Source organism: Thalassobaculum litoreum DSM 18839, assembly GCF_900102465.1.
In the GTDB taxonomy this organism is placed as follows: Bacteria; Pseudomonadota; Alphaproteobacteria; order Thalassobaculales; family Thalassobaculaceae; genus Thalassobaculum; species Thalassobaculum litoreum.
Map to the genome: position 1 here is coordinate 56718 of NZ_FNBW01000003.1, position 17378 is coordinate 74095.

At 69.3% G+C, this 17378-nt stretch carries 17 protein-coding genes; 7 read left to right on the forward strand and 10 right to left on the reverse strand.

Features of this window, described 5'->3' with window-relative positions; translation table 11 throughout:
* Positions 1-82: 82 nt before the first annotated feature.
* The 3 genes from BLS34_RS05430 to BLS34_RS26405 are packed head-to-tail and all read right to left on the reverse strand — an operon-like array spanning position 83 to position 2890.
* A complete protein-coding gene (locus BLS34_RS05430; RefSeq protein WP_093148749.1) occupies positions 83-1255 on the reverse strand; it encodes an alpha-hydroxy acid oxidase in 1173 nt (390 codons plus the stop codon).
* Between the two features lie 56 nt (positions 1256-1311).
* On the reverse strand, positions 1312-2460 hold the full coding sequence (locus BLS34_RS05435) for an alpha/beta fold hydrolase (RefSeq protein ID WP_245701922.1): 1149 nt from the start codon (positions 2458-2460) through the stop codon (positions 1312-1314).
* Positions 2381-2890, reverse strand: coding sequence for a hypothetical protein (locus BLS34_RS26405; RefSeq protein ID WP_245701923.1), 510 nt, complete (start codon positions 2888-2890; stop codon positions 2381-2383). Before BLS34_RS26405 ends, BLS34_RS05435 begins: the two co-directional genes overlap by 80 nt.
* Before the next feature lie 217 nt (positions 2891-3107).
* Here BLS34_RS26405 and phaR point away from each other — a divergent pair, with 217 nt between their 5' ends.
* Together phaR and BLS34_RS25295 are read left to right on the forward strand one after the other, a co-directional pair.
* A complete protein-coding gene (gene phaR, locus BLS34_RS05440) occupies positions 3108-3860 on the forward strand; it encodes a polyhydroxyalkanoate synthesis repressor PhaR (RefSeq protein ID WP_093148751.1) in 753 nt (250 codons plus the stop codon).
* A gap of 105 nt (positions 3861-3965) precedes the next feature.
* Positions 3966-4391 (forward strand): hypothetical protein, encoded by a 426-nt coding sequence (locus tag BLS34_RS25295; protein WP_139189112.1) that lies wholly within the window; start codon positions 3966-3968, stop codon positions 4389-4391.
* Between the two features lie 204 nt (positions 4392-4595).
* Here BLS34_RS25295 and BLS34_RS05450 read toward each other — a convergent pair whose 3' ends face one another.
* The 4 genes from BLS34_RS05450 to argH all read right to left on the reverse strand — a co-directional run bounded on the left by BLS34_RS05450 (position 4596) and on the right by argH (position 10443).
* Positions 4596-5579 carry a DUF2333 family protein gene (locus BLS34_RS05450; protein WP_093148755.1) on the reverse strand — a complete coding sequence of 328 codons (984 nt, stop codon included), beginning with the start codon at positions 5577-5579 and terminating at the stop codon, positions 4596-4598.
* Positions 5580-5718: 139 nt separating this feature from the next.
* On the reverse strand, positions 5719-8478 hold the full coding sequence (locus BLS34_RS05455) for a TIGR02302 family protein (RefSeq protein ID WP_175474111.1): 2760 nt from the start codon (positions 8476-8478) through the stop codon (positions 5719-5721).
* A gap of 379 nt (positions 8479-8857) precedes the next feature.
* The gene (locus BLS34_RS25795) at positions 8858-9022 is read right to left on the reverse strand and encodes a hypothetical protein (RefSeq protein ID WP_156907392.1); all 165 of its coding nucleotides are present in this window, start codon (positions 9020-9022) and stop codon (positions 8858-8860) included.
* 14 nt (positions 9023-9036) lie between these two features.
* The gene (argH, locus tag BLS34_RS05460) at positions 9037-10443 is read right to left on the reverse strand and encodes an argininosuccinate lyase (RefSeq protein ID WP_093148759.1); all 1407 of its coding nucleotides are present in this window, start codon (positions 10441-10443) and stop codon (positions 9037-9039) included.
* Here argH and BLS34_RS05465 point away from each other — a divergent pair.
* Positions 10442-11038 carry a TlpA family protein disulfide reductase gene (locus BLS34_RS05465; protein WP_051245027.1) on the forward strand — a complete coding sequence of 199 codons (597 nt, stop codon included), beginning with the start codon at positions 10442-10444 and terminating at the stop codon, positions 11036-11038. The two genes, argH and BLS34_RS05465, sit on opposite strands and share 2 nt — an antisense overlap.
* 125 nt (positions 11039-11163) lie before the next feature.
* The gene (locus BLS34_RS05470) at positions 11164-12186 is read left to right on the forward strand and encodes a TAXI family TRAP transporter solute-binding subunit (RefSeq protein ID WP_093148761.1); all 1023 of its coding nucleotides are present in this window, start codon (positions 11164-11166) and stop codon (positions 12184-12186) included.
* Positions 12187-12329: 143 nt separating this feature from the next.
* On the opposite strand, the gene BLS34_RS05475 is transcribed toward BLS34_RS05470, so the two are convergent.
* Complete coding sequence (locus BLS34_RS05475) at positions 12330-12551, reverse strand: hypothetical protein (protein WP_038015189.1); 222 nt, start codon at positions 12549-12551, stop codon at positions 12330-12332.
* 136 nt (positions 12552-12687) lie between these two features.
* Between BLS34_RS05475 and BLS34_RS05480 the strand changes: the two genes are divergently transcribed.
* Positions 12688-13347: a class I SAM-dependent methyltransferase gene (locus BLS34_RS05480; protein ID WP_093148763.1), complete on the forward strand. Its 660-nt coding sequence runs from the start codon at positions 12688-12690 to the stop codon at positions 13345-13347.
* Positions 13344-14396 carry an Ldh family oxidoreductase gene (locus BLS34_RS05485; protein WP_093148765.1) on the forward strand — a complete coding sequence of 351 codons (1053 nt, stop codon included), beginning with the start codon at positions 13344-13346 and terminating at the stop codon, positions 14394-14396. Before BLS34_RS05480 ends, BLS34_RS05485 begins: the two co-directional genes overlap by 4 nt.
* A gap of 177 nt (positions 14397-14573) precedes the next feature.
* On the opposite strand, the gene BLS34_RS05490 is transcribed toward BLS34_RS05485, so the two are convergent.
* Entirely contained in the window at positions 14574-15401 is an 828-nt protein-coding gene (locus BLS34_RS05490) for a dienelactone hydrolase family protein (protein WP_093148767.1), read from the reverse strand.
* A 145-nt stretch (positions 15402-15546) separates the two neighbouring features.
* On the opposite strand from BLS34_RS05490, the gene BLS34_RS05495 reads away from it, so the two are divergent.
* A complete protein-coding gene (locus BLS34_RS05495; RefSeq protein WP_093148769.1) occupies positions 15547-16425 on the forward strand; it encodes an endonuclease/exonuclease/phosphatase family protein in 879 nt (292 codons plus the stop codon).
* Here BLS34_RS05495 and BLS34_RS05500 read toward each other — a convergent pair.
* On the reverse strand, positions 16380-17324 hold the full coding sequence (locus BLS34_RS05500; protein WP_215906045.1) for a DMT family transporter: 945 nt from the start codon (positions 17322-17324) through the stop codon (positions 16380-16382). The two genes, BLS34_RS05495 and BLS34_RS05500, sit on opposite strands and share 46 nt — an antisense overlap.
* Positions 17325-17378: the final 54 nt, after the last annotated feature.

Sequence of the window (17378 nt, forward strand, 5' to 3'; positions counted from 1 at the left end):
TGGCGGGTGCCGGCGTCGGAACGCGCGCGGCGCCGCCTCAATACATGCCGCCTCAATACGTGCCGCCTCAATACGTGCCCCCTCAGTACGTATAGTCGTCCGGCGCCAGCAGCGGGTACTGGCTCCACACATGGGCCGGCTCCACCGGGTCGGTATAGGCGATGTAGCGCCCGTCGATGTCGTTGAACGAATTCAGCCCGAGCAGGCCGAGATCGATGCGGACCTCCTCCTCCAGCAGCTCCAGCACCCGCACCACCCCGGCCGCCCCGCCGGCGGCGAGGCCGCAGCACAGCATCCGGCCGATGCCGACCGCGTCGGCGCCCAGCGCCCGGGCCTTGATGATGTCGGAGCCCCGGGTCACGCCGCCGTCGACCGCGATCTTCGCCCGGCCGGCGACCGCGTCGGCCACCTCCGGCAGCACGTCGAGCGCGCCCAGCCCGTGGTCGAGCTGGCGGCCGCCATGGTTGGAGACGTAGATCATGTCGGCGCCGTGCTCGACCGCCAGGCGGGCGTCCTCGGCGGTGGCGATGCCCTTCAGGATCAGCGGGATGTCGTGGGTCTTCTTGAACCGCTCCACGTCCTTCCAGTTCAGCGCCTTCTGGAACTCCATGCCCGGCACCTGGCGCCAGGGCTTCACGAAGCGGTTGGCCATGTCGCGCTCGCGCCGGCTGTACCAGGCGCTGTCGACGGTGAGCGCGAAGGCGTCGTAGCCGTGGTCGACGGCACGGGCGACGATGTCGTCCAGCCAGGAATCGTCGCCGCGCTTGTACAGGCAGAACACCTTGGTGCCGCCCTCGATCTTGGCCACGTCCTCCAGCGGCACGGTGCCGACCGAGGACAGGAACAGCGGCACGCCGGCATGGGCGGCGGCGCGCATCGCCTGGACCGGGCCGTTGGCGGCGAAGCTCTCCAGGCTGCCGATCGGGCAGAGCAGGACCGGCAGGCTGACCTTGTGGGTCAGGAAGGAGCCGCCGGTGTCGATCTCGCGCATGTCGTTGAGCACGCGCGGGCGGAAGGCGACCTTGTCGAAGGCCAGCCGGTTGCGCTTGACCGTGGTCTCGCTCTCGGTGCCGCCGCGCAGGTAGTCCCAGGTGTTGCGGTCCAGGTTGGCGCGGGCGCGCTTGACGATCTCGTGCAGCACGTGGAACTCGTCGCGGACCGTCTCCAGGTCGGTCTCCGGAATGGCGCCCAACTCGGCTGTAGCGGCGGCGTCAGCGGCAGAGGCAGAGGTAGAGGCGGCGGCGGCGTCGGTCATGGTCTGTCTTCCTCCCGGATGCCCTGACGGGCGATCGTTGATCTCTTCTCGTTGCGTCAGCCCGGCAGCGTCTCGGCGAGCCAGGTATGCAGGGTCGTCCAGGCCCGTCGGGGCGCGCCGGCGCTGACCACCATGCCGATATGGCCCAGCGCCACATCGGCGCGGGTGGCGTTCGGCAGGCGGTCGGCCAGGGCGCGGGCCGAGGCGGGCGGGACGATGCGGTCGCGCGCCGGGATCATGGCGAGCGCCGGCACCGTCACCTGTTCCGGAATAACCGTCTGTCCGGCAATCCGCCAGTCCCCGATTGCAGGGGTGTTGCGGCCGTACCAGCCGAACAGGGCCTCGCGCGCCACCGGGGCGGCCAGCGGCACGCCGTCGTTCAGCCAGTCCTCCAGGGCGACGAAGGCCAGCGCCTCCGGCGTGTCGCCGCTGTCCTGGCCGAAGCGCAGGAACTTGTTGATCACCAGCAGCGGGTCGAGGGCGAAGAACAGCGCCTGGATCCAGTCGGTCGGCAGCCAGCCCAGGGTCTCGATCGTGCCGGCCATCCACGGCTCGGCCCCGGGCAGGGCGGCGGCGATCGGCGGGGCGTCGGCGGCGAAGTCGAACGGCGTGGCGAGCAGCAGCAGGCCGGCGACGTCGCGCGGCCGGCGCTGGGCCAGGGCCAGGGCCAGCAGCCCGCCCATGCAGTAGCCCAGCAGGGCGGGGCGGGTGCCGGTGATCGTCAGCACCGCCTCCAGCGCCGCCTCCAGCCGGCCGGCGACGTAGTCGGTCAGCGAGAACCGCCGCTCCGCCTCGCCCGGAAACCCCCACTCGACCAGGAACGGCCGGTAGCCGCGCGGCGCCAGGTCGCGCAGCAGCGAGCGCTCCTCGGTCAGGTCGAGCACGTAGCCGCGGTTGACCAGGGACGGCACGACCAGGATCGGGATGCCGCCGGGGGCGGCGCCCGGGACGGTGCCGTAGTCGAGCAGCAGGGTGGCGCCGTCCTTCCAGCAGACGGCCGGCTCGGCGACGGCTCGTCGGTAGGGGTGGTGGCGGTAGCGCTCGATGCCGGACAGGAAGCGGTCGAGGCGCCGGCGCACCTCCTCCTCCATGGCGGTCTCGAAGCTGTCCGGCGCGGCGGAGGGGTTACGACCGGCGGCCGCTGCGGCTCTTGCCGCCTCCAGGGCGTCGAGCTGGGTCTTCAGGCTCGCCGCCGTCTCGCTCAAGCCGGGCTTCCAGTCGAGCGATCCGTTCTTCCAGGCGACGGAGCTCGCGTAGGATGAGAGCCAGGTCGTCGCCGCCGCGCTCAGATACAGGGGCAGCGGGCGCGGCCCCGGCCGTGGGGCGTCCCTGCTGCTGCTTCCGATACCGTTCGCTGTCGCCGTCATGGCCGGCACTATAAGGCGAAGCGGGCGCAGATGAAGAGGAAGCGGCGCCGCCGGGCGCGTAGCCGGGCTGCAGCCCGTCGGCCATCGGCCGCGCGGACGGGCCGGAGAGACCCTGGCCGGTCCACAGCGCGGTCCAGCGGCGCACCGCGTCGGCGACCTCCGGATCGGTGGCCATGGCCTGGACCTGGGTTTGCCACAGGTCCATGAACCGGCGCGCCAGATCGCCGGCATCGGGCGGCGGGGCGGAGCTGTCTGAGGTGTCGTTCATGTCGTGCGGTCCGGTCATGGCGCCGCAGTATCTCACGCCGCCACGGGCGGGCCAAGCGCGCGGGACAACCCTACTGGTTGTACAGCCTTCCGCGCCGCCACACGTTGCAAGACCGGGAAATTGCACGGATTCCGGACATCATCGTTGCAAAGCACAAACGAGCGGCGCACTGTTAAAAGAAACGCTAAAAACTGAACCGAGGGTGGGACAGTAAGCCATGACGGATAGCTCCAAGACTGACGCCGCCAAGAAGACGACCCGGGCCCCCGGCCGCAAGGCTGCGGCGGCGAAGGCGTCGACGGTCGGCCGACGGTCGGAGGCGGAGGATGGGTCCGGCGCCACCGGCGGCGCTCAAGCGATCACCATCAAGAAATACGCCAACCGACGGCTCTACAACACGGCGACGAGCAGCTACGTCACCCTCGACCACCTGTGTCAGATGGTGAAGGATGGCGTAGAATTCGTGGTCTACGACGCCAAGACCGGCGAGGACATCACCCGCGCGGTGCTGACCCAGATCATCGTGGAGGAGGAGTCCAAGGGGCAGAACCTGCTCCCCATCGGCTTCCTGCGCCAGCTCATCAGCTTCTACGGCGACAACCTGCAGATGGTGGTGCCGGGGTATCTGGAATCCTCCATGGCCGCGTTCTCCCAGAATCAGGAGCGGATGCGGAGCTACATGTCCGAGGCGTTCGGCGGCATGTACCCGTTCGGCTCGATCGAGGACATGACCAAGCGCAACCTGACCATGCTGGAACAGGCGATGTCCATGTTCACCCCGCCGGGCGGCACGGCCACGGGCGGCGGTGCGAAGCCGGCCCCGTCCAGCGCCGAGCCAGCCTCGGGCGGATCGGGCGAGGATACGGCGGCGGCGGTGCGCCAGCTCCAGACCCAGCTCGAGACGCTGCAGCGGCAGCTGATGGAGCTTGGGACGGGCGCGCTGTCGAAGCGGGACACCGACGACTCTTAACGTGGTTAACCGCTGTTAACCTTCGATCTTAAACCTTTCTCTGGTTTTCTCTTAACATTTCTACGCTAGATTGGGGCTGTCGATCCTTGAGGGAGGCAGGACCCCATGGTCTCGCCCGTCGACGGCCCCGGCCCCCCGCCGGGAAGTTATCTACCCGTCCCGACGGGCGGTCGCGCCGTCGTTCCCTACACGCGTGCCGATGCCGATGAGTCCCTGGGTGCCGGACGTGGCCGTCCGGATCGCCCGGAGCGTCCTGTTCCCGATGCGGTGGCCGTTCCGGTCGGCGCGTCGGACGGCCGGCCGGCGACACGCGAAAATCCGTTCCTCGACCGTGGCGACGTCTTCCGCCGTCCGCTCCTCACCAGCCGGCCGACCGCGTCCTTCCTCGCCCAGGCGTTCGGTCAGGACGGGGACACGGGCACCCGCACCGCCAGTGCCGAGGCGGCCCGGCGCTACCGAGAGGTTCAGGAGACCGTCGACCGCGCCACCGCCCGCCGCTCCGGCCCGCCGGAGGTGGATGTGGTGACGTAGGGGGCTGATGCTTGCCTGAACGCCTGCCGGTGCTTCCTGCCGCGCGGCCTTCCGCTGCCGTCTTCCCGGCCTTGCGCCGGGATCCAGCCATCGATCGGCTGGAGCGTGTATCGCGAGAAGACTCCCAACGGCCCGGCTGCTCTATCCCTGGGCCCCGGCGCAGGGCCGGGGAGACGGAGGAAGTGGGACGACGCGCGAGCCTGCCTACTTCAGCAGGATGTTGGTGATTTCTCGGAGCTGGGTGCGGGCGCGCAGGAGGTAGAAGCCCTGAACCGCCAGATGGCTCGGGAAATAGGCGCCGTCCGGCGCGCCGTTCATGACCACCACCGGGTCGAGGATCGCCGCCTGGTTCAGCGACTGCATCATCTGCTCCCAGGCCGGGCCGAGCTGGCGGTCCTTGATCACCCCGTCGAAATCGCGCCCCAGCTCCCGCAGCAGGATCGAGTAGCCGTAGAGCCGGCCCTTCACCCCGTAGAAGATGTCGTCGACCTTGGTGTCGACGAGCAGCGGGCGCGGCTTGGCCAGATGCTGGTCAAGGGTCGCCGAGGCCGACCCCAGATCGGAGGCGATCCGGTCCAGGGTGGCGATCAGGTTGTCCGAGCGGCGCTCGAAGATCGCCTGGCCCGCCGCCAGCCTGTCGTTGTAGGCCTTCAGGGCGCGCGACGCGGCGCGGTACTGGGTCTCCGAGGCCGGGGTGGGCAGGAACGAGGTGGAGAGGTCGAAGATCCAGACATTGCCGGGATACTTCAGCAGCCCCGCCGCTTTGTCGAGATCGGCATCCACCTCCGACGACCCGCGGGTCCGGCCGATCTGGTCGGCCATCTCGATGGTGAAGCGCGACAGGGCGTAGATGATGCCCTGCTGGTAGTTCGGCGTGTTGTCGAGCAGGGCCGAGGGATAGAAGAACGGGTCGTTGGCGGTCCAGAAATGGGTGTCGATCTCCCGGTCGATCAGGGCCGCGGTCGCGGCGACCGCGTGGCTGCCGCCCTCGGGCTCGTTGATCGCCTGGAAATTCGGATCGTCATCGATGCTGTGCATGATGAAGGCGCCGACCACGTAGTAGAGCAGGACCAGAACGACCAGAACGATCAGGGAATAGCCGCCGATACGGGCCACGCCGCGGCCTGGAAGGAACCGGCGTTTCGGGGCCGAGTACTCATCGTCCCAGTCGATCTCCGGTCGCGCCATATCCCTGCCCCTTCGCAGCTCTGTCCCATTGCCAGGCTAAACACATAGGAAGCGGGGCCGGTTCTGTCATCCTTGCGTGATCGGGAACGGGCGCGGCCCATCGACCCGTCCGCGCGGCGACGACCCGGTCGGCGGGCCGTCAGAACCGCTTCAGCAGCCGGTCGATATAATCCAGCTCCTGGGCCGGACGGTCGCGCTCGCCGGATCGCTTGCGCAGTTCGTCGAAGATCCGCCGGGAGCGCAGCAGGTCGCTCTCCGCCGGCAGACCGTGTCGGGTCGTGCTGTCGGTGGCGTAGCCCTGGCTGTCCTCGCGGTCGTTGTTCAGCGGATCGCGGATCTGGCCGTCCTGAGCGCGGCCCTGGGCGCCGGGCGTGGGGGCGGCACCGCCGCCGGCCTGCTGCTGTTGCTGCATCGCCTCGGACAGCGCCTGGGCGCCGTCCTGCAGGGCCTCGATCGCATCGCCCTGGGGGCCGACCGCCTCGCCCGGCTGGTTCTGGCCGAGCGCGTCGCCCGCCCCCTTCATCGACCGCTCTGCCTGTCCGAAGGGTTGCGGGATCTGACCCATCCCCTCGCCGAGCTTGCGCATGAACTCACCGAGCTGGCGGCGGAGCTGCTCCTGCATCTGGGCGAGCTGCTCGGAGGTCATGCCCTGGGGGCTGCCGTCGCGGCCCGGTTGGCCCTGACCGGGTTGACCCTGACCCCGTTGGCCCTGTTGACCCTGGCCCTGTTGACCCTGGCCGGGCCGCTGACCCTGCTGTCCGGGCTGCTGGCCGAGATTCTGCTGGCCCAAATTCTGCTGGCCGCGGTTGCCGAACTGCTCCTCGCCCTGCTGGTGGTTCTTGAAGGTCTCGTCCATCAGCCGCTGCTGCTGCTCGGCGAGGTCCTGGAGCTGGCGCATCATCTCGCGGGCGGCGAGCTGCTCCGGCGACATCATCTGCGGCCGCCCGGCACGCAGGTTCTCCATCATCTCGCGCAGCTGCGACAGCATCTCGCGCGCCGCGTCCTTGGCGCCGGCCTGGGCCATCTGCCGGGCCCGCTCCAGCATGTCCATCAGGTCCTGGCGCTCGATGATCCGATTGGGATCGACCTCCTGCATCTGCTCGGCGTTCTGCTCGCCGTTGCGCATCATCTCCTGCATCTGCTCGGCCATCGCCTGCAGCATCTTGTCGATCGCCTGCCGCATCTCGTCGAGCAGCTTGTCCAGCTCGGCCTGATCGACGCTGTCCTCGGCCAGCAGGTCCATGATCTTGCGTTCGATCTCGCGCAGCTCGCGTTCGGCCAGGGACAGCTCGCCGTCCTCGACCCGCAGGGCGGTGTCCCAGAGCAGTTTCTGCACCGCCTCGATCATCTCCGGGCCTTCGTCGTTCAGCACGAGACGGCCGGCCGCGGTGCGCAGGGCGAGGAAGGTGACGATGTCCTCGTAGTAGTGGTGCGGCCGGACGGCGATCGACATCAGCACCTGGGCGATGTCGTCCTTCGCGCCGGGCTCGGTGGTCAGGCGCTTGCGCTGTTCGATGATCGCCTGGGCGACCGGGTGGGTGAACTGGCGCTCGGGCAGGATGATGTTCAGCGGCTCGCTGATCCCCTCCTGGCCGATCGCGTCGCGGGCCACCAGGGTGATGCGGACCGGCTGTCCGGCCCAGGGATGCGGCGTGAGGTCGTGATAATCCTTGGCGTCCACCGCCTCCGGGGCGGCACCGGGCAGGGACAGCGGCAGGATGATCGGCTCATCGCTGGCCACCTCGGCCGTGCTGTTCAGCCGGTCGATCCGCGCCTCGACCGAGGCCAGGCCGTAATCGTCGGAGGCGGCGAAATGGATCATCAGGGCCGCCCGCTCGGTGGCGGCCGGCGGCTCGGCCATAGTGACGGTCGGCTTCAGGTCGGGCACGACGGTGATGGTCCAGCCGGCGAGCCTGTCGCCGTCCTGGCGGATGGTGAGGGCCGTGCCGGCCTCGATCGGCTTCTCGATCTGGTGGGCGCGGGTGCCCACGGTCTCGAAGGGCAGCACGGTCTCGCGGGCCACGTCGCCGTCGCCGTCGGTCACCGCCAGTTCCGGCGTGCCGTCGCCGCCATTCACCTTGGCGAGCAGGACCGAGCCTACCGGGACCGCCAGCCGCTCGGGCAAGCTCGGCTCAGCAGGGGAGGCGCTATCGGGGGAGGCGGCTTCCGCGCCGTCCGCCGGCTTGTCGGCGGCCCGGGCCAGCAGCATCGGCACCCGACCGGTATAGGCCGGCGGGTTGATCCAGACATCCAGGGTCGGCGGGGCCGACGCGTAGGGCGAGCGCAGATCGGGCTGGAAGGCGAGCGCGATCCGCTGCCCCGGGTTGCCGGCGGCGATCGCCAGCCCGAGCACCAGCGCCAGCGCCAGCCCGGCGCGCAGGCCGAACCGGTCGAGCTTGGCCATCGCCGGTTCCGGCGGGGCGACCTTGAGACCTCTCAGCCGGGCGGCTTCCCGCTTCAGGTGGGCCCGCCAGATCGCCAGACCCATGTAGTTGGCCTCGTCGGCCGGCCGATCGGCCAGACTGCTCAGCGGCCGGTGGGTGAGGCCGCTGTCGCGCTCCAGGCGGCGCACGGCGTCCCCGTGGGTCGCCGGCTGCCAGCGCACCGCGCCGCGCCGCAGGCTCCACAGGAAGGCGGCGCCGAGGATCAGCAGCAGCGCCAGATGGCCCCAGCCGTAGGTCAGGTCGCCGAGCCAGTGCGGCACGCCGATCAGCGCCAGGGCGATGAAGGTGGCGGCGATCACGATGGGCGGCCACAGGGACGGCCACAGCCGTTCCCAGCCGAGAACGGCTTTCGACAGGGCGAGTTTCAGGGCAAGCGGGCGACTGGTGTCGTCCTGCTTCCCGGACCTTGACCGGTCTTGGGACGTTGACCGGTCCGGCGTCTGCGGGTCACGCACCACGGGTCTCCACCATCGTCGGGGCGTCCGGTGCGCCGGCGGCTTCTTCCGGCCGGCACGATCATGCCTGGCCGGAACCCGCTCCGAAGCGACCGCCAAACCGGGCGCCGATATAAGGAGTGTTGGTCGACAGGCAGGGGTGGTCAAGCCCCGGCACGGTGATTCAAGCGGATGTGTTCGGGGGAGGGAAGGCGGATATCACGCCACGACCCATATCCCTCCCCGATTGCCCACTCCCCGGACTTGTTCGGGAGCCAGCCCTGCCATCTGGGCGGGCGTCGGTGCGTTTCGTCGGGCGCCCGCCTAGAGGATGCCTTGCCCCGGCACAAGGCCGGGGAGTGAGAAATAAGGGGATGGACCCGCTTCCCTCTCCCAATTCCTACTCCTGCAGCACCTTGGTCTTGGTCTGGGCCGGGTAGTTGCGCGGGTGGAGGACCGGCTTGTCCTTCGGCGGGCTCGGGTCGCCTCGCTTGCCGCAGGCCGCGAGGCCGCCCAGGGCCAGGGCCGCGAGGGTCAGAGCCAGTCGGCGGCGGGTCTCGTCCATGCTCACCCTCCCTGTCAGGAACCGTCGTCCAGGAACCGCTCCCGGGCGGCGGCGACCTGCTCGCGCACCCGGGCCGGGGCGGTGCCGCCATAGCTCATGCGGGCGTTCACCGACGCCTCCACAGACAGCACCGCGAAGATGCGGTCGTCAATCGCCGGATCGATCTCCCGCATGACCTCCAGCGGCAGATCCTCCAGACCGCAGCCGCGCTCCTCGGCGGCGCGCACAACCCGGCCGGTGACGTGGTGGGCGTCACGGAACGGCATGCCGGCCTCGCGCACCAGCCAGTCGGCGAGGTCGGTGGCGGTCGGGAAGCCGGCATCCACCGCCTTGCGCAGGGCGGCGGAGTTGGCCTCCATGTCGCGGATCATGCCGGTGGTGCAGGCGATGCACAGGCCCAGGGTGTCGACCGCGTCGAAGCACGGCTCCTTGTCCTCCTGCATGTCCTTGCCGTAGGCCAGCGGCAGGCCCTTCAGGACCACGGCGATCGCGGTGAAAGCGCCGAGCACGCGGCCGGTCTTGCCGCGGACCAGCTCCGCCCCGTCGGCGTTCTTCTTCTGCGGCATGATCGAGCTGCCGGTGGTGAAGGCGTCGGACAGCTTCACGAAGCGGAACTGGGCCGTGGTCCAGATCACCAGCTCCTCGGCGAGACGCGACAGGTGCACCGCGCAGATTCCGGCGGCGGCCAGCAGCTCCAGAACGAAGTCGCGGTCGGACACCGCATCCAGCGAGTTGGCGGCCGGCCGGTCGAAGCCGAGCGCGGAGGCGGTCATGTGGCGGTCGATCGGGAACGGCGTGCCGGCGAGGGCGGCCGCCCCGAGCGGGCACTCGTTCAGGCGCCGCCGGGCGTCGGCGAGACGCGAGCGGTCGCGGCCGATCATCTCCACATAGGCCAGCATGTGGTGGCCCAGGGTGACCGGCTGGGCCGGCTGCAGGTGGGTGAAGCCGGGCATGATGGTGTCGGCGTTGCGATCCGCCTGGTCGATCAGCGCGGCCTGCAGGTCCTTCAACTCGACATCCAGGGCGTCGATGGCGCCGCGGGCCCAGAGCTTCATGTCGGTCGCGACCTGATCGTTGCGCGACCGGCCCGTGTGCAGGCGACCGGCGGCGTCGCCGATCTTTTCGCGCAGCCGGCTCTCCACGTTCAGGTGGATATCCTCCAGTGCGCGCGAGAATTTGAACTCACCGGACTCGATCTCGCCCCAGATGTCCTCTAGACCCTGGGCGATGGCCGCCCCATCTTCGGCGGTGAGGATGCCCTGGGCGACAAGCATCTGCGCGTGGGCCTTGGAGCCCTGGATGTCCTCGCGCCAGAAGCGCCGGTCGAAATCGATGGACGGGTTGATCCGTTCCATGGCTTCCGCCGGCCCGGCGGCGAAGCGGCCGCCCCACATCGTGTTCGCAGAAGAAGGTTCGGTCATGACGTTTCTCGGTTCGCTCTCGTCCTGGTCGCCGGTGCGGCTGGCGCTGGTTGGCGGGGTGGTCGGTCTCGTTGCGGCACTCGCTGCGGGCGGCGTCTTCCTGACCCGGGCCTCCGCCTCCGGACCGCCGGCTTTTTCCGGCGGCTACGGGGACTGGGAGGCCTTCGCGGATCCGCAGCCCGCACCGGCCATCGACTTCCTAGACCCGGACGGCGAGCGCATCAACCTCGACGCATACAAGGGGCAGACGCTCCTGGTGAATTTCTGGGCCACCTGGTGCGCCCCGTGCATCCGCGAACTGCCCGCCCTGGACGAGCTTCAGGCCGATCTGGGCAGCGACGCGTTCCGGGTGCTGATCATCTCCATCGACCGCAAGGGGCTGGAGGTGGCGCAGCCGTTCCTGGACGGCCTCGAGGTGGAGCACCTGAGGACGGCCGCCGATCCCAAGGGCGCGCTGGCCCGCGAGATGAAGGCGACCGGCCTGCCGACGACGGTGCTGATTGCGCCGGACGGCAAGGTGATGGGGCGGATCCTCGGTGACGCGGAGTGGAATTCCGACGGTGCCAAGGCACTCGTGCGTTACTATCTGAAGTGAGGGTGCCTCGATTAAGGGCGTCGCCGGTGTCGTCTCAAGGACATCGGCGTTCCCTCCGCGGCGGCAGCCAGATACTGGCCGACGACTCCACCGCGCAACCTGATCAAGGGAGCCGAAGCAGAAAGATGACGACCCTGGCCCGACTGTCCGTCGCCCTGCTCCTGCTTGTCCCTCTGCTGTCCGCCAGCCTCCCCGCCGCGTCCGCCCAGGAGCCGAAATTCTTCCGCATCGGCACCGGCGGGGTGAACGGCACCTACTATCCGATCGGCTCGATCATCGGCAACGCGATCTCCAACCCGCCCGGCTCCCGCGCCTGCGAGGCCGGCGGAAGCTGCGGCGTGCCCGGCCTGATCGGCATCGTGGTGTCGTCCAACGGCTCGGTGGCGAATATCGAGGCGATGGAGCGTGGCGAGATCGATTCCGGCTTCGCCCAGTCCGATGTGATCCACGCCGCCTATACCGGCACCGGCGCTTTCGCGGATCGCGCGCCGATGACCGACCTGCGGGTCATCGCCTCGCTCTATGCCGAGCACATGCAGCTGGTGGTCGGCGAGGACACCGCCATCACCACGCTGGCGGAACTGGCCGGCCACCGTGTTTCCCTGGACGAGCCAGGCTCGGGCACGCTGCTGCTGTCGACCGGTCTGCTGAATGCGGCAGGGATCGGGACCGGCGGCGTGATCGCCGAATACATGAAGCCCGGACCCGCGGCGAGCCTGATGTCCCGGGGCGAACTGGACGCCTTCTTCATCGTCGCCGGCGTACCCACCAATGCGGTGGCCGACCTGATGCGCGCGGGCAAGGCGCGGATCGTGCCCCTGTCCGGCCCCGCCGTGGAGACGCTGCTGGCGCGCCACGAGTTCCTCTCCCGGGTACCGATCCCGGCCGGCATCTACGGCAGCGACCAGAAGGAGATCGACACCTTCGGCGTCACCGCGCAGTGGGTTACCACCGCCAAGGCGTCTGAGGATCTGGTCTATTCCGTTTGCAAGGCGCTGTGGAACGACGCCACCCGCACCCTGCTGGATGGCGGTCATCCCGGCGGCAGGCAGATCCGGCTGACCTCGGCCCTGGACGGGGTCAACGTACCGCTGCATGCCGGCGCGGAGCGCTGCTACGCCGATCTCGAGAAGGCCGAGAAGAATTAGAACCGGGTCCAGGATCCGCGCGCGAAGGGGTTTCCCCGGCCGCCTTTGGAAGGCTGGCCGGGGAAACAGCGCCGTGGGGGTGGGGGATCCCACGACACCTTCAAAAGCGACAAAACAGAGGATTTGCGTATCCGTCCCCCGGATCAGTGCACCGTGTCGGCCAAGCGCATCGCATGGCCGTGAATCTGGCGCCGGGTCGCAACGTCGAGGTCTTCGAACGAGGCCTGGGCCATCATCAGATCCACCGAACTCCCACTGTTAATGGCGCGCATGAGCGCCGTCGCAATCTTGGTTTCGTTGCCGACAATGTCGGCAACAGATTGAGATAGAAGGGCAAAAGCCTTATCAGTCACCATTCTGGTCATCGTCTTCCCTCTTTCTGAAGGACTGTAGGTGATAGGAATTTATGTAAAGTTTTATCTAAAATCAAGGCAAAAGCTGCGGAACTCGGCCATTTCACCGGTTCCGCCTGTAACCTCTTGAGTCATGAGGACTTAGCGTATGGAAGATCCGATCGGCGGCCATCCGACCCGCGCCGAGCAACTCGACATCCTGGTGAGCGCCGCCGACGCGGTGCTGCAGCCGGGCGACGCCCTGCTCGATCTCGGCTGCGGCACCGGCTATCTGGCCCATCTGCTGTTCCGGCGTCGCGACGATGTCGCGTTCGTCGGGCTGGACCGGAAGGGCGAGTCGCTGCAGGCGGCGCGCGATCGTTTCGGCGACCGGGCCCGGTTCGTCGAGGGGGACCTGGGCGACATCGGGGCGATCGATGTCGCCGGTGGGCCCTTCAAGGTGATCGCCACCGCCCTGACCTTCCACGACCTGGATGACGGGGCCAAGCGGTCGGTGATCGCCTGGGCGGCGGAGCGGCTCGCCCCCGGCGGCGTGTTCCTGCTGTACGACCGGCTGCGGCTGACGGCGCCGTCGACCTTTCGACTTCAGCAGGCCGTCTGGGACCGGATCGAGAAGATCCACGGCCGGCCGATGCGAACCGCCGCAAGTTTCGCCGACTACGAGGCCGACCTGTCCCCGAGCAACCGGCCGGCGCGGCTCGACGATTACAGTCGGTGGTTTACCGAGCTCGGGCTTGAGCATCAGATACTGCATCTGCACGGTAACGTGGCATTGATCGCGGCCGCCAAGGGAGAGACGACGCCATGACAGAACGCTACGCCGCCGAGGCGCTGATCGACTATGCCGAGGCCCTGTTCGCCGCGGCCGGCCTGGAGGCCGACAAGGCCGCCCTGGTCGCGCCGCTGATGGTGGAGGCCGACCTGATGGGGCACACCACCCACGGTCTGCAGCTCGTGGCGCCGTATCTGGCGGCCCTGGCCGACGGCTCGATGACGGCGGCGGGCGCCCCGGAGGTTCTGTCCGACCGTGGACCGGTGGTTGTGTGGGACGGCCGGCGGCTGTCCGGCGTGTGGCTGACGGCGACGGCGGTCGACCTGGCGGTGGAGCGGGCCCGGCAGTACGGGACCTGTACCGTCTCCATCCGCCGCGCCCATCACATCGCCTGCCTCGCCGCCTTCCTGGAGCGCGCGACGGCCCAGGGCATGATGGTGACCCTGACCTGCTCCGATCCGTCGGTGGCCAGCGTCGCCCCCTTCGGCGGCACCCGGGCGATCTACACGCCGGATCCGGTCGCGGTCGGCATCCCGACCTCCGGCGATCCGATCCTGATCGACATCTCCGCGTCGATCACCACCAACGGCCTGACCAACCGCCTGCACAAGGAGGGACGGAATCTCGAGCACGACTGGCTGATCGACGCCGACGGCAACCCGTCCAAGGATCCGTCGGTGCTGTTCACCGACCCGCCGGGCACGATCCTGCCGGTCGGCGGACTGGACCACGGCCACAAGGGCTACGGGCTGGCCCTGATCGTCGAGGCGCTGACCCAGGCGCTGTCCGGCCATGGCCGGGCCGATCCGCCGGAGGGCTGGGGCGCCGGCATCTGGGTGCAGGTCCAGGACCCGACGGCCTTTGCCGGCGCCGACGCCTTCACCCGCCAGACCGACCGGCTGGCCGAGCTGTGCCGCACCAACCCGCCGCGCCCGGGCGTGGAGGCCGTGCGGCTGCCGGGCGACGGCGCGCTGGCCCGCAAGCGCACGGCATTGGCGGACGGGGTGGCGCTGTATCCCGGGATCATTGAGGGTCTGGCGGAATGGGCCGGTAAGCTCGGGGTGGCGGCACCGACGCCGCTCTGAGGGGGATTCGCCTTTCCCTCTGCCCCTCCATTCACTCCCCGGATTCATTCCGGGGCCTACCGGTCGGCTTGCACTGAGTGTGCGGCGGAGTGGCTGACGCCCGCACCTCGCCCGACCGTGGCCCCCGGAATGAATCCGGGGAGTGAAGGAAAGTAAGAACGGGAAAGGGGGTGCCCCCTACTCCCGCGCCAGCCGCTTCAGCTTCGGCGACGGCACCACCCGGGCGAGGAAGTCGGCCACCGCTTCCTGCGCGTCGGCGCGGCGGAGCACGTGGTGGGTCGCGCCCTCGATCACCACCGACGAGGCATCGGCGAAGCCGTCCATGTCCTCGCCGCAGTCGCCGCGCAGGAACCAGCGGTCGAACCAGCGGTCCTCGGCGCTGACGACGGAGAGGACCGGGATCGCGTCCTCGCCCTTGAGGCCCCAGAGCGGCGGCCACGGGATCTGGCAGGTCCAGCCCAGGATCACCCGGGCGGCGACGTCGTCGCCCGGATAGTTGGCCGTCGTCATGCCACCCTCGCTCTGGCCCATCAGGACGATCCGTTCCGGGTCGACCCAGGGGAAGCGCTGCACCTGCCGGACCGCGAACTCTGCCTCCGCCAGCCGGAAGCCGATCACGCCCGGATGCGCGCCGGCGGATTTCGAGCGCCAGTCGCAGCTCGTCGGTTTGTAGGCGCGCGAGAAGCTGTCCGGCGCGATCACCGCGTATCCGAGGTCGCGCAGGAACTCCAGATCGACCCGATAGCCCCGGTGCAGGCCGTTGCAGCCATGCAGGAAGATCACCACCGGCAGGGTCGGGGCCAGCCGGGCCGACCGGAGCAGCGGCTCCACCTCGGCCATGTCGCCGGTGATGTCGGACATGGCCGGGTCGGCCGAGGAGAACGGCACCACCACCGTCGCCCCCTGCCAGGTGCGCGCCAGCTCGTCCGGCAGGTCGGCCGAACGGGACAGATAGCAGCCGGCCAGCAGGAGGAGGCCGAGCAGGGCGAGGACGGATCGGGTCATGGTAAAGGAATTGTCCTCACGCAGGCGTTCCGGCAAGAGGGAGGTGGTTTCACACGGCGGTCACACCCCGGCGCCATAGTGGCGGCCCTGCCCGCCTGCCTGCCCACCTGTCGTCATACCCGATCCACTGACCAAGGACCCACCGATGCGCCTCGTCATCGCCACCTACAACATCCAGTACGCCCTCGGCCAGGACGGCCGGTACGACATCGCCCGGATCGCCGACGCCGTCGCCGAGGCGGACATCATCCTGTTCCAGGAAGTCACCCAGAACTGGACGCGCAACGACGGCGAGGATCAGGTGGCGGAACTGGCGGCGCGTCTGAACCGCCACGTGGTGTTTGGCTCGACCTTCGACAGCGACGCCAGCGCCGTGGTGGACGGCAAGGTGGTCAACCGCCGGCGCACCTTCGGCAACATGATCGCCAGCCGCTGGCCGATCCTGTCCTCGCGCACCCAGCTCCTGCCGAAGCACGCCCTGCCGGAGACCATGGACGTGCAGCGCTGCGTGGTGGAGGGGATCTGCCAGACCCCGGCCGGTCCCATCCGCGCCTATTCGGTCCATCTGTCCCACATCTCCGCCGGACAGCGTCTGCCACAGGTCGAGGTGCTGATGCGTTTCATCCGGGAGGCGCAGACCGACGCGCTGCCGGCCGACGGGCCGTTCCCGCAGGCGTGGGACGGTGACGCGGTGGAGGTGCCGCTGCCGGCAAGCGTGATCCTGGGCGGCGACTTCAACTGTACGGCGGACTCGCGGGAGATCGCCCTGGTCTGCGGCGAGATGGACCCGCATCGCGGCCGCCTGCGCCGGGCCGACCAGCTGGTGGACACGTTCGTCGCCGCCGGTCACGACCCGTTGGTCGCCTCGACCTTCTACACCCGCGAGACGGCCTACAAGATCGACCATCTTGTGGCGACGCCGGACCTCGCCGGCTCGGTCGTGCGGAGCTGGATCGGCGACAGCAAGGCCTCCGACCACTATCCGGTGTTCGTGGAACTCGACTGGGCGGGGGTGACGGTCTGACGGCCGCGCTCCCGCACGGCGGCTTCCCGGCGGGCGATATAGATGGCGGCGGAGACGATGATCGCCGCCCCGACCCAGGTCCAGATCTCCGGTACCTCGGAGAACAGCGCGAAGCCGATCAGCGCCGACCACAGGAGCTGGACGTAGCGGGCCGGCGCGATCGCCGAGATCTCTCCGACCTTGAAGCCCTGGACCATGGCCAGGTGCCCCAGGGTCGCCAGGCCGGCGATGACGATGATCAGGAACCATTCCTCCGGGCTCGGCCATTTCCACACGGAGATGGCCGGTCCCATGGTCACCAGGGTGACGATGACCGAGAGATAGGCGACCACGGCCGGGCCTGATTCCTTGCGGGTCAGCGCCTTTGCCACGAGGTCTGAGAAGGCGAAGAGCGGGGCGGCGACCAGCATGGCGATCGCCCCGGGATCGACGTTGGCGAACCCGGGCCGCACGATGATCAGCGCCCCCATCAGGCCGACGACGACGGCGGTGATGCGCGGCAGCCGGATGCGCTCGCCGAGGAACAGGGCGGCGCCGACGGTGGCGAAGACCGGGGCGGTGAAGCCGATGGCGGTGACCTCCGCCAGCGGGATCCGCGACATGGCGTAGAACCAGAGCATGACGCCGGTGCCGTGCATCAGGCCGCGTCCCAGGTGCAGCTTCCACTGCATGGCCCGCAGGTCGACGGCGGTGACCCGCAGGAAGAACGGCGTCAGGAACAGCAGCCCGAAACCGTAGCGCAGGAACGAGGCCTGGATCGGGTCCATGGTGGTGCCGACCAGCCGCACCAGCGCCATGAAGCTGGAGAAGATCAGGCCGGACAGGACGATCCAGAACATGCCCTGTACATTGCGGGGCACGGCATCGAAGGCAGCACGGATTTGTGCGACGGAAGGCATCCGGTACAGTCCGGTGAGAGGCGGCGCGAGAGACGCCGCCGGAGACATCAAGGG

Coding starts and splice junctions, on each gene's coding strand:
- BLS34_RS05430 (WP_093148749.1), bottom strand. CDS start 1,255: ATGACCGACGCCGCCGCCGCCTCTACCTCTGCCTCTGCCGCTGACGCC.
- BLS34_RS26405 (WP_245701923.1), bottom strand. CDS start 2,890: ATGAACGACACCTCAGACAGCTCCGCCCCGCCGCCCGATGCCGGCGAT.
- phaR (WP_093148751.1), top strand. CDS start 3,108: ATGACGGATAGCTCCAAGACTGACGCCGCCAAGAAGACGACCCGGGCC.
- BLS34_RS25295 (WP_139189112.1), top strand. CDS start 3,966: ATGGTCTCGCCCGTCGACGGCCCCGGCCCCCCGCCGGGAAGTTATCTA.
- BLS34_RS05450 (WP_093148755.1), bottom strand. CDS start 5,579: ATGGCGCGACCGGAGATCGACTGGGACGATGAGTACTCGGCCCCGAAA.
- BLS34_RS25795 (WP_156907392.1), bottom strand. CDS start 9,022: ATGGACGAGACCCGCCGCCGACTGGCTCTGACCCTCGCGGCCCTGGCC.
- BLS34_RS05465 (WP_051245027.1), top strand. CDS start 10,442: ATGACGTTTCTCGGTTCGCTCTCGTCCTGGTCGCCGGTGCGGCTGGCG.
- argH (WP_093148759.1), bottom strand. CDS start 10,443: ATGACCGAACCTTCTTCTGCGAACACGATGTGGGGCGGCCGCTTCGCC.
- BLS34_RS05470 (WP_093148761.1), top strand. CDS start 11,164: ATGACGACCCTGGCCCGACTGTCCGTCGCCCTGCTCCTGCTTGTCCCT.
- BLS34_RS05475 (WP_038015189.1), bottom strand. CDS start 12,551: ATGACCAGAATGGTGACTGATAAGGCTTTTGCCCTTCTATCTCAATCT.
- BLS34_RS05480 (WP_093148763.1), top strand. CDS start 12,688: ATGGAAGATCCGATCGGCGGCCATCCGACCCGCGCCGAGCAACTCGAC.
- BLS34_RS05485 (WP_093148765.1), top strand. CDS start 13,344: ATGACAGAACGCTACGCCGCCGAGGCGCTGATCGACTATGCCGAGGCC.
- BLS34_RS05490 (WP_093148767.1), bottom strand. CDS start 15,401: ATGACCCGATCCGTCCTCGCCCTGCTCGGCCTCCTCCTGCTGGCCGGC.
- BLS34_RS05495 (WP_093148769.1), top strand. CDS start 15,547: ATGCGCCTCGTCATCGCCACCTACAACATCCAGTACGCCCTCGGCCAG.
- BLS34_RS05500 (WP_215906045.1), bottom strand. CDS start 17,324: ATGCCTTCCGTCGCACAAATCCGTGCTGCCTTCGATGCCGTGCCCCGC.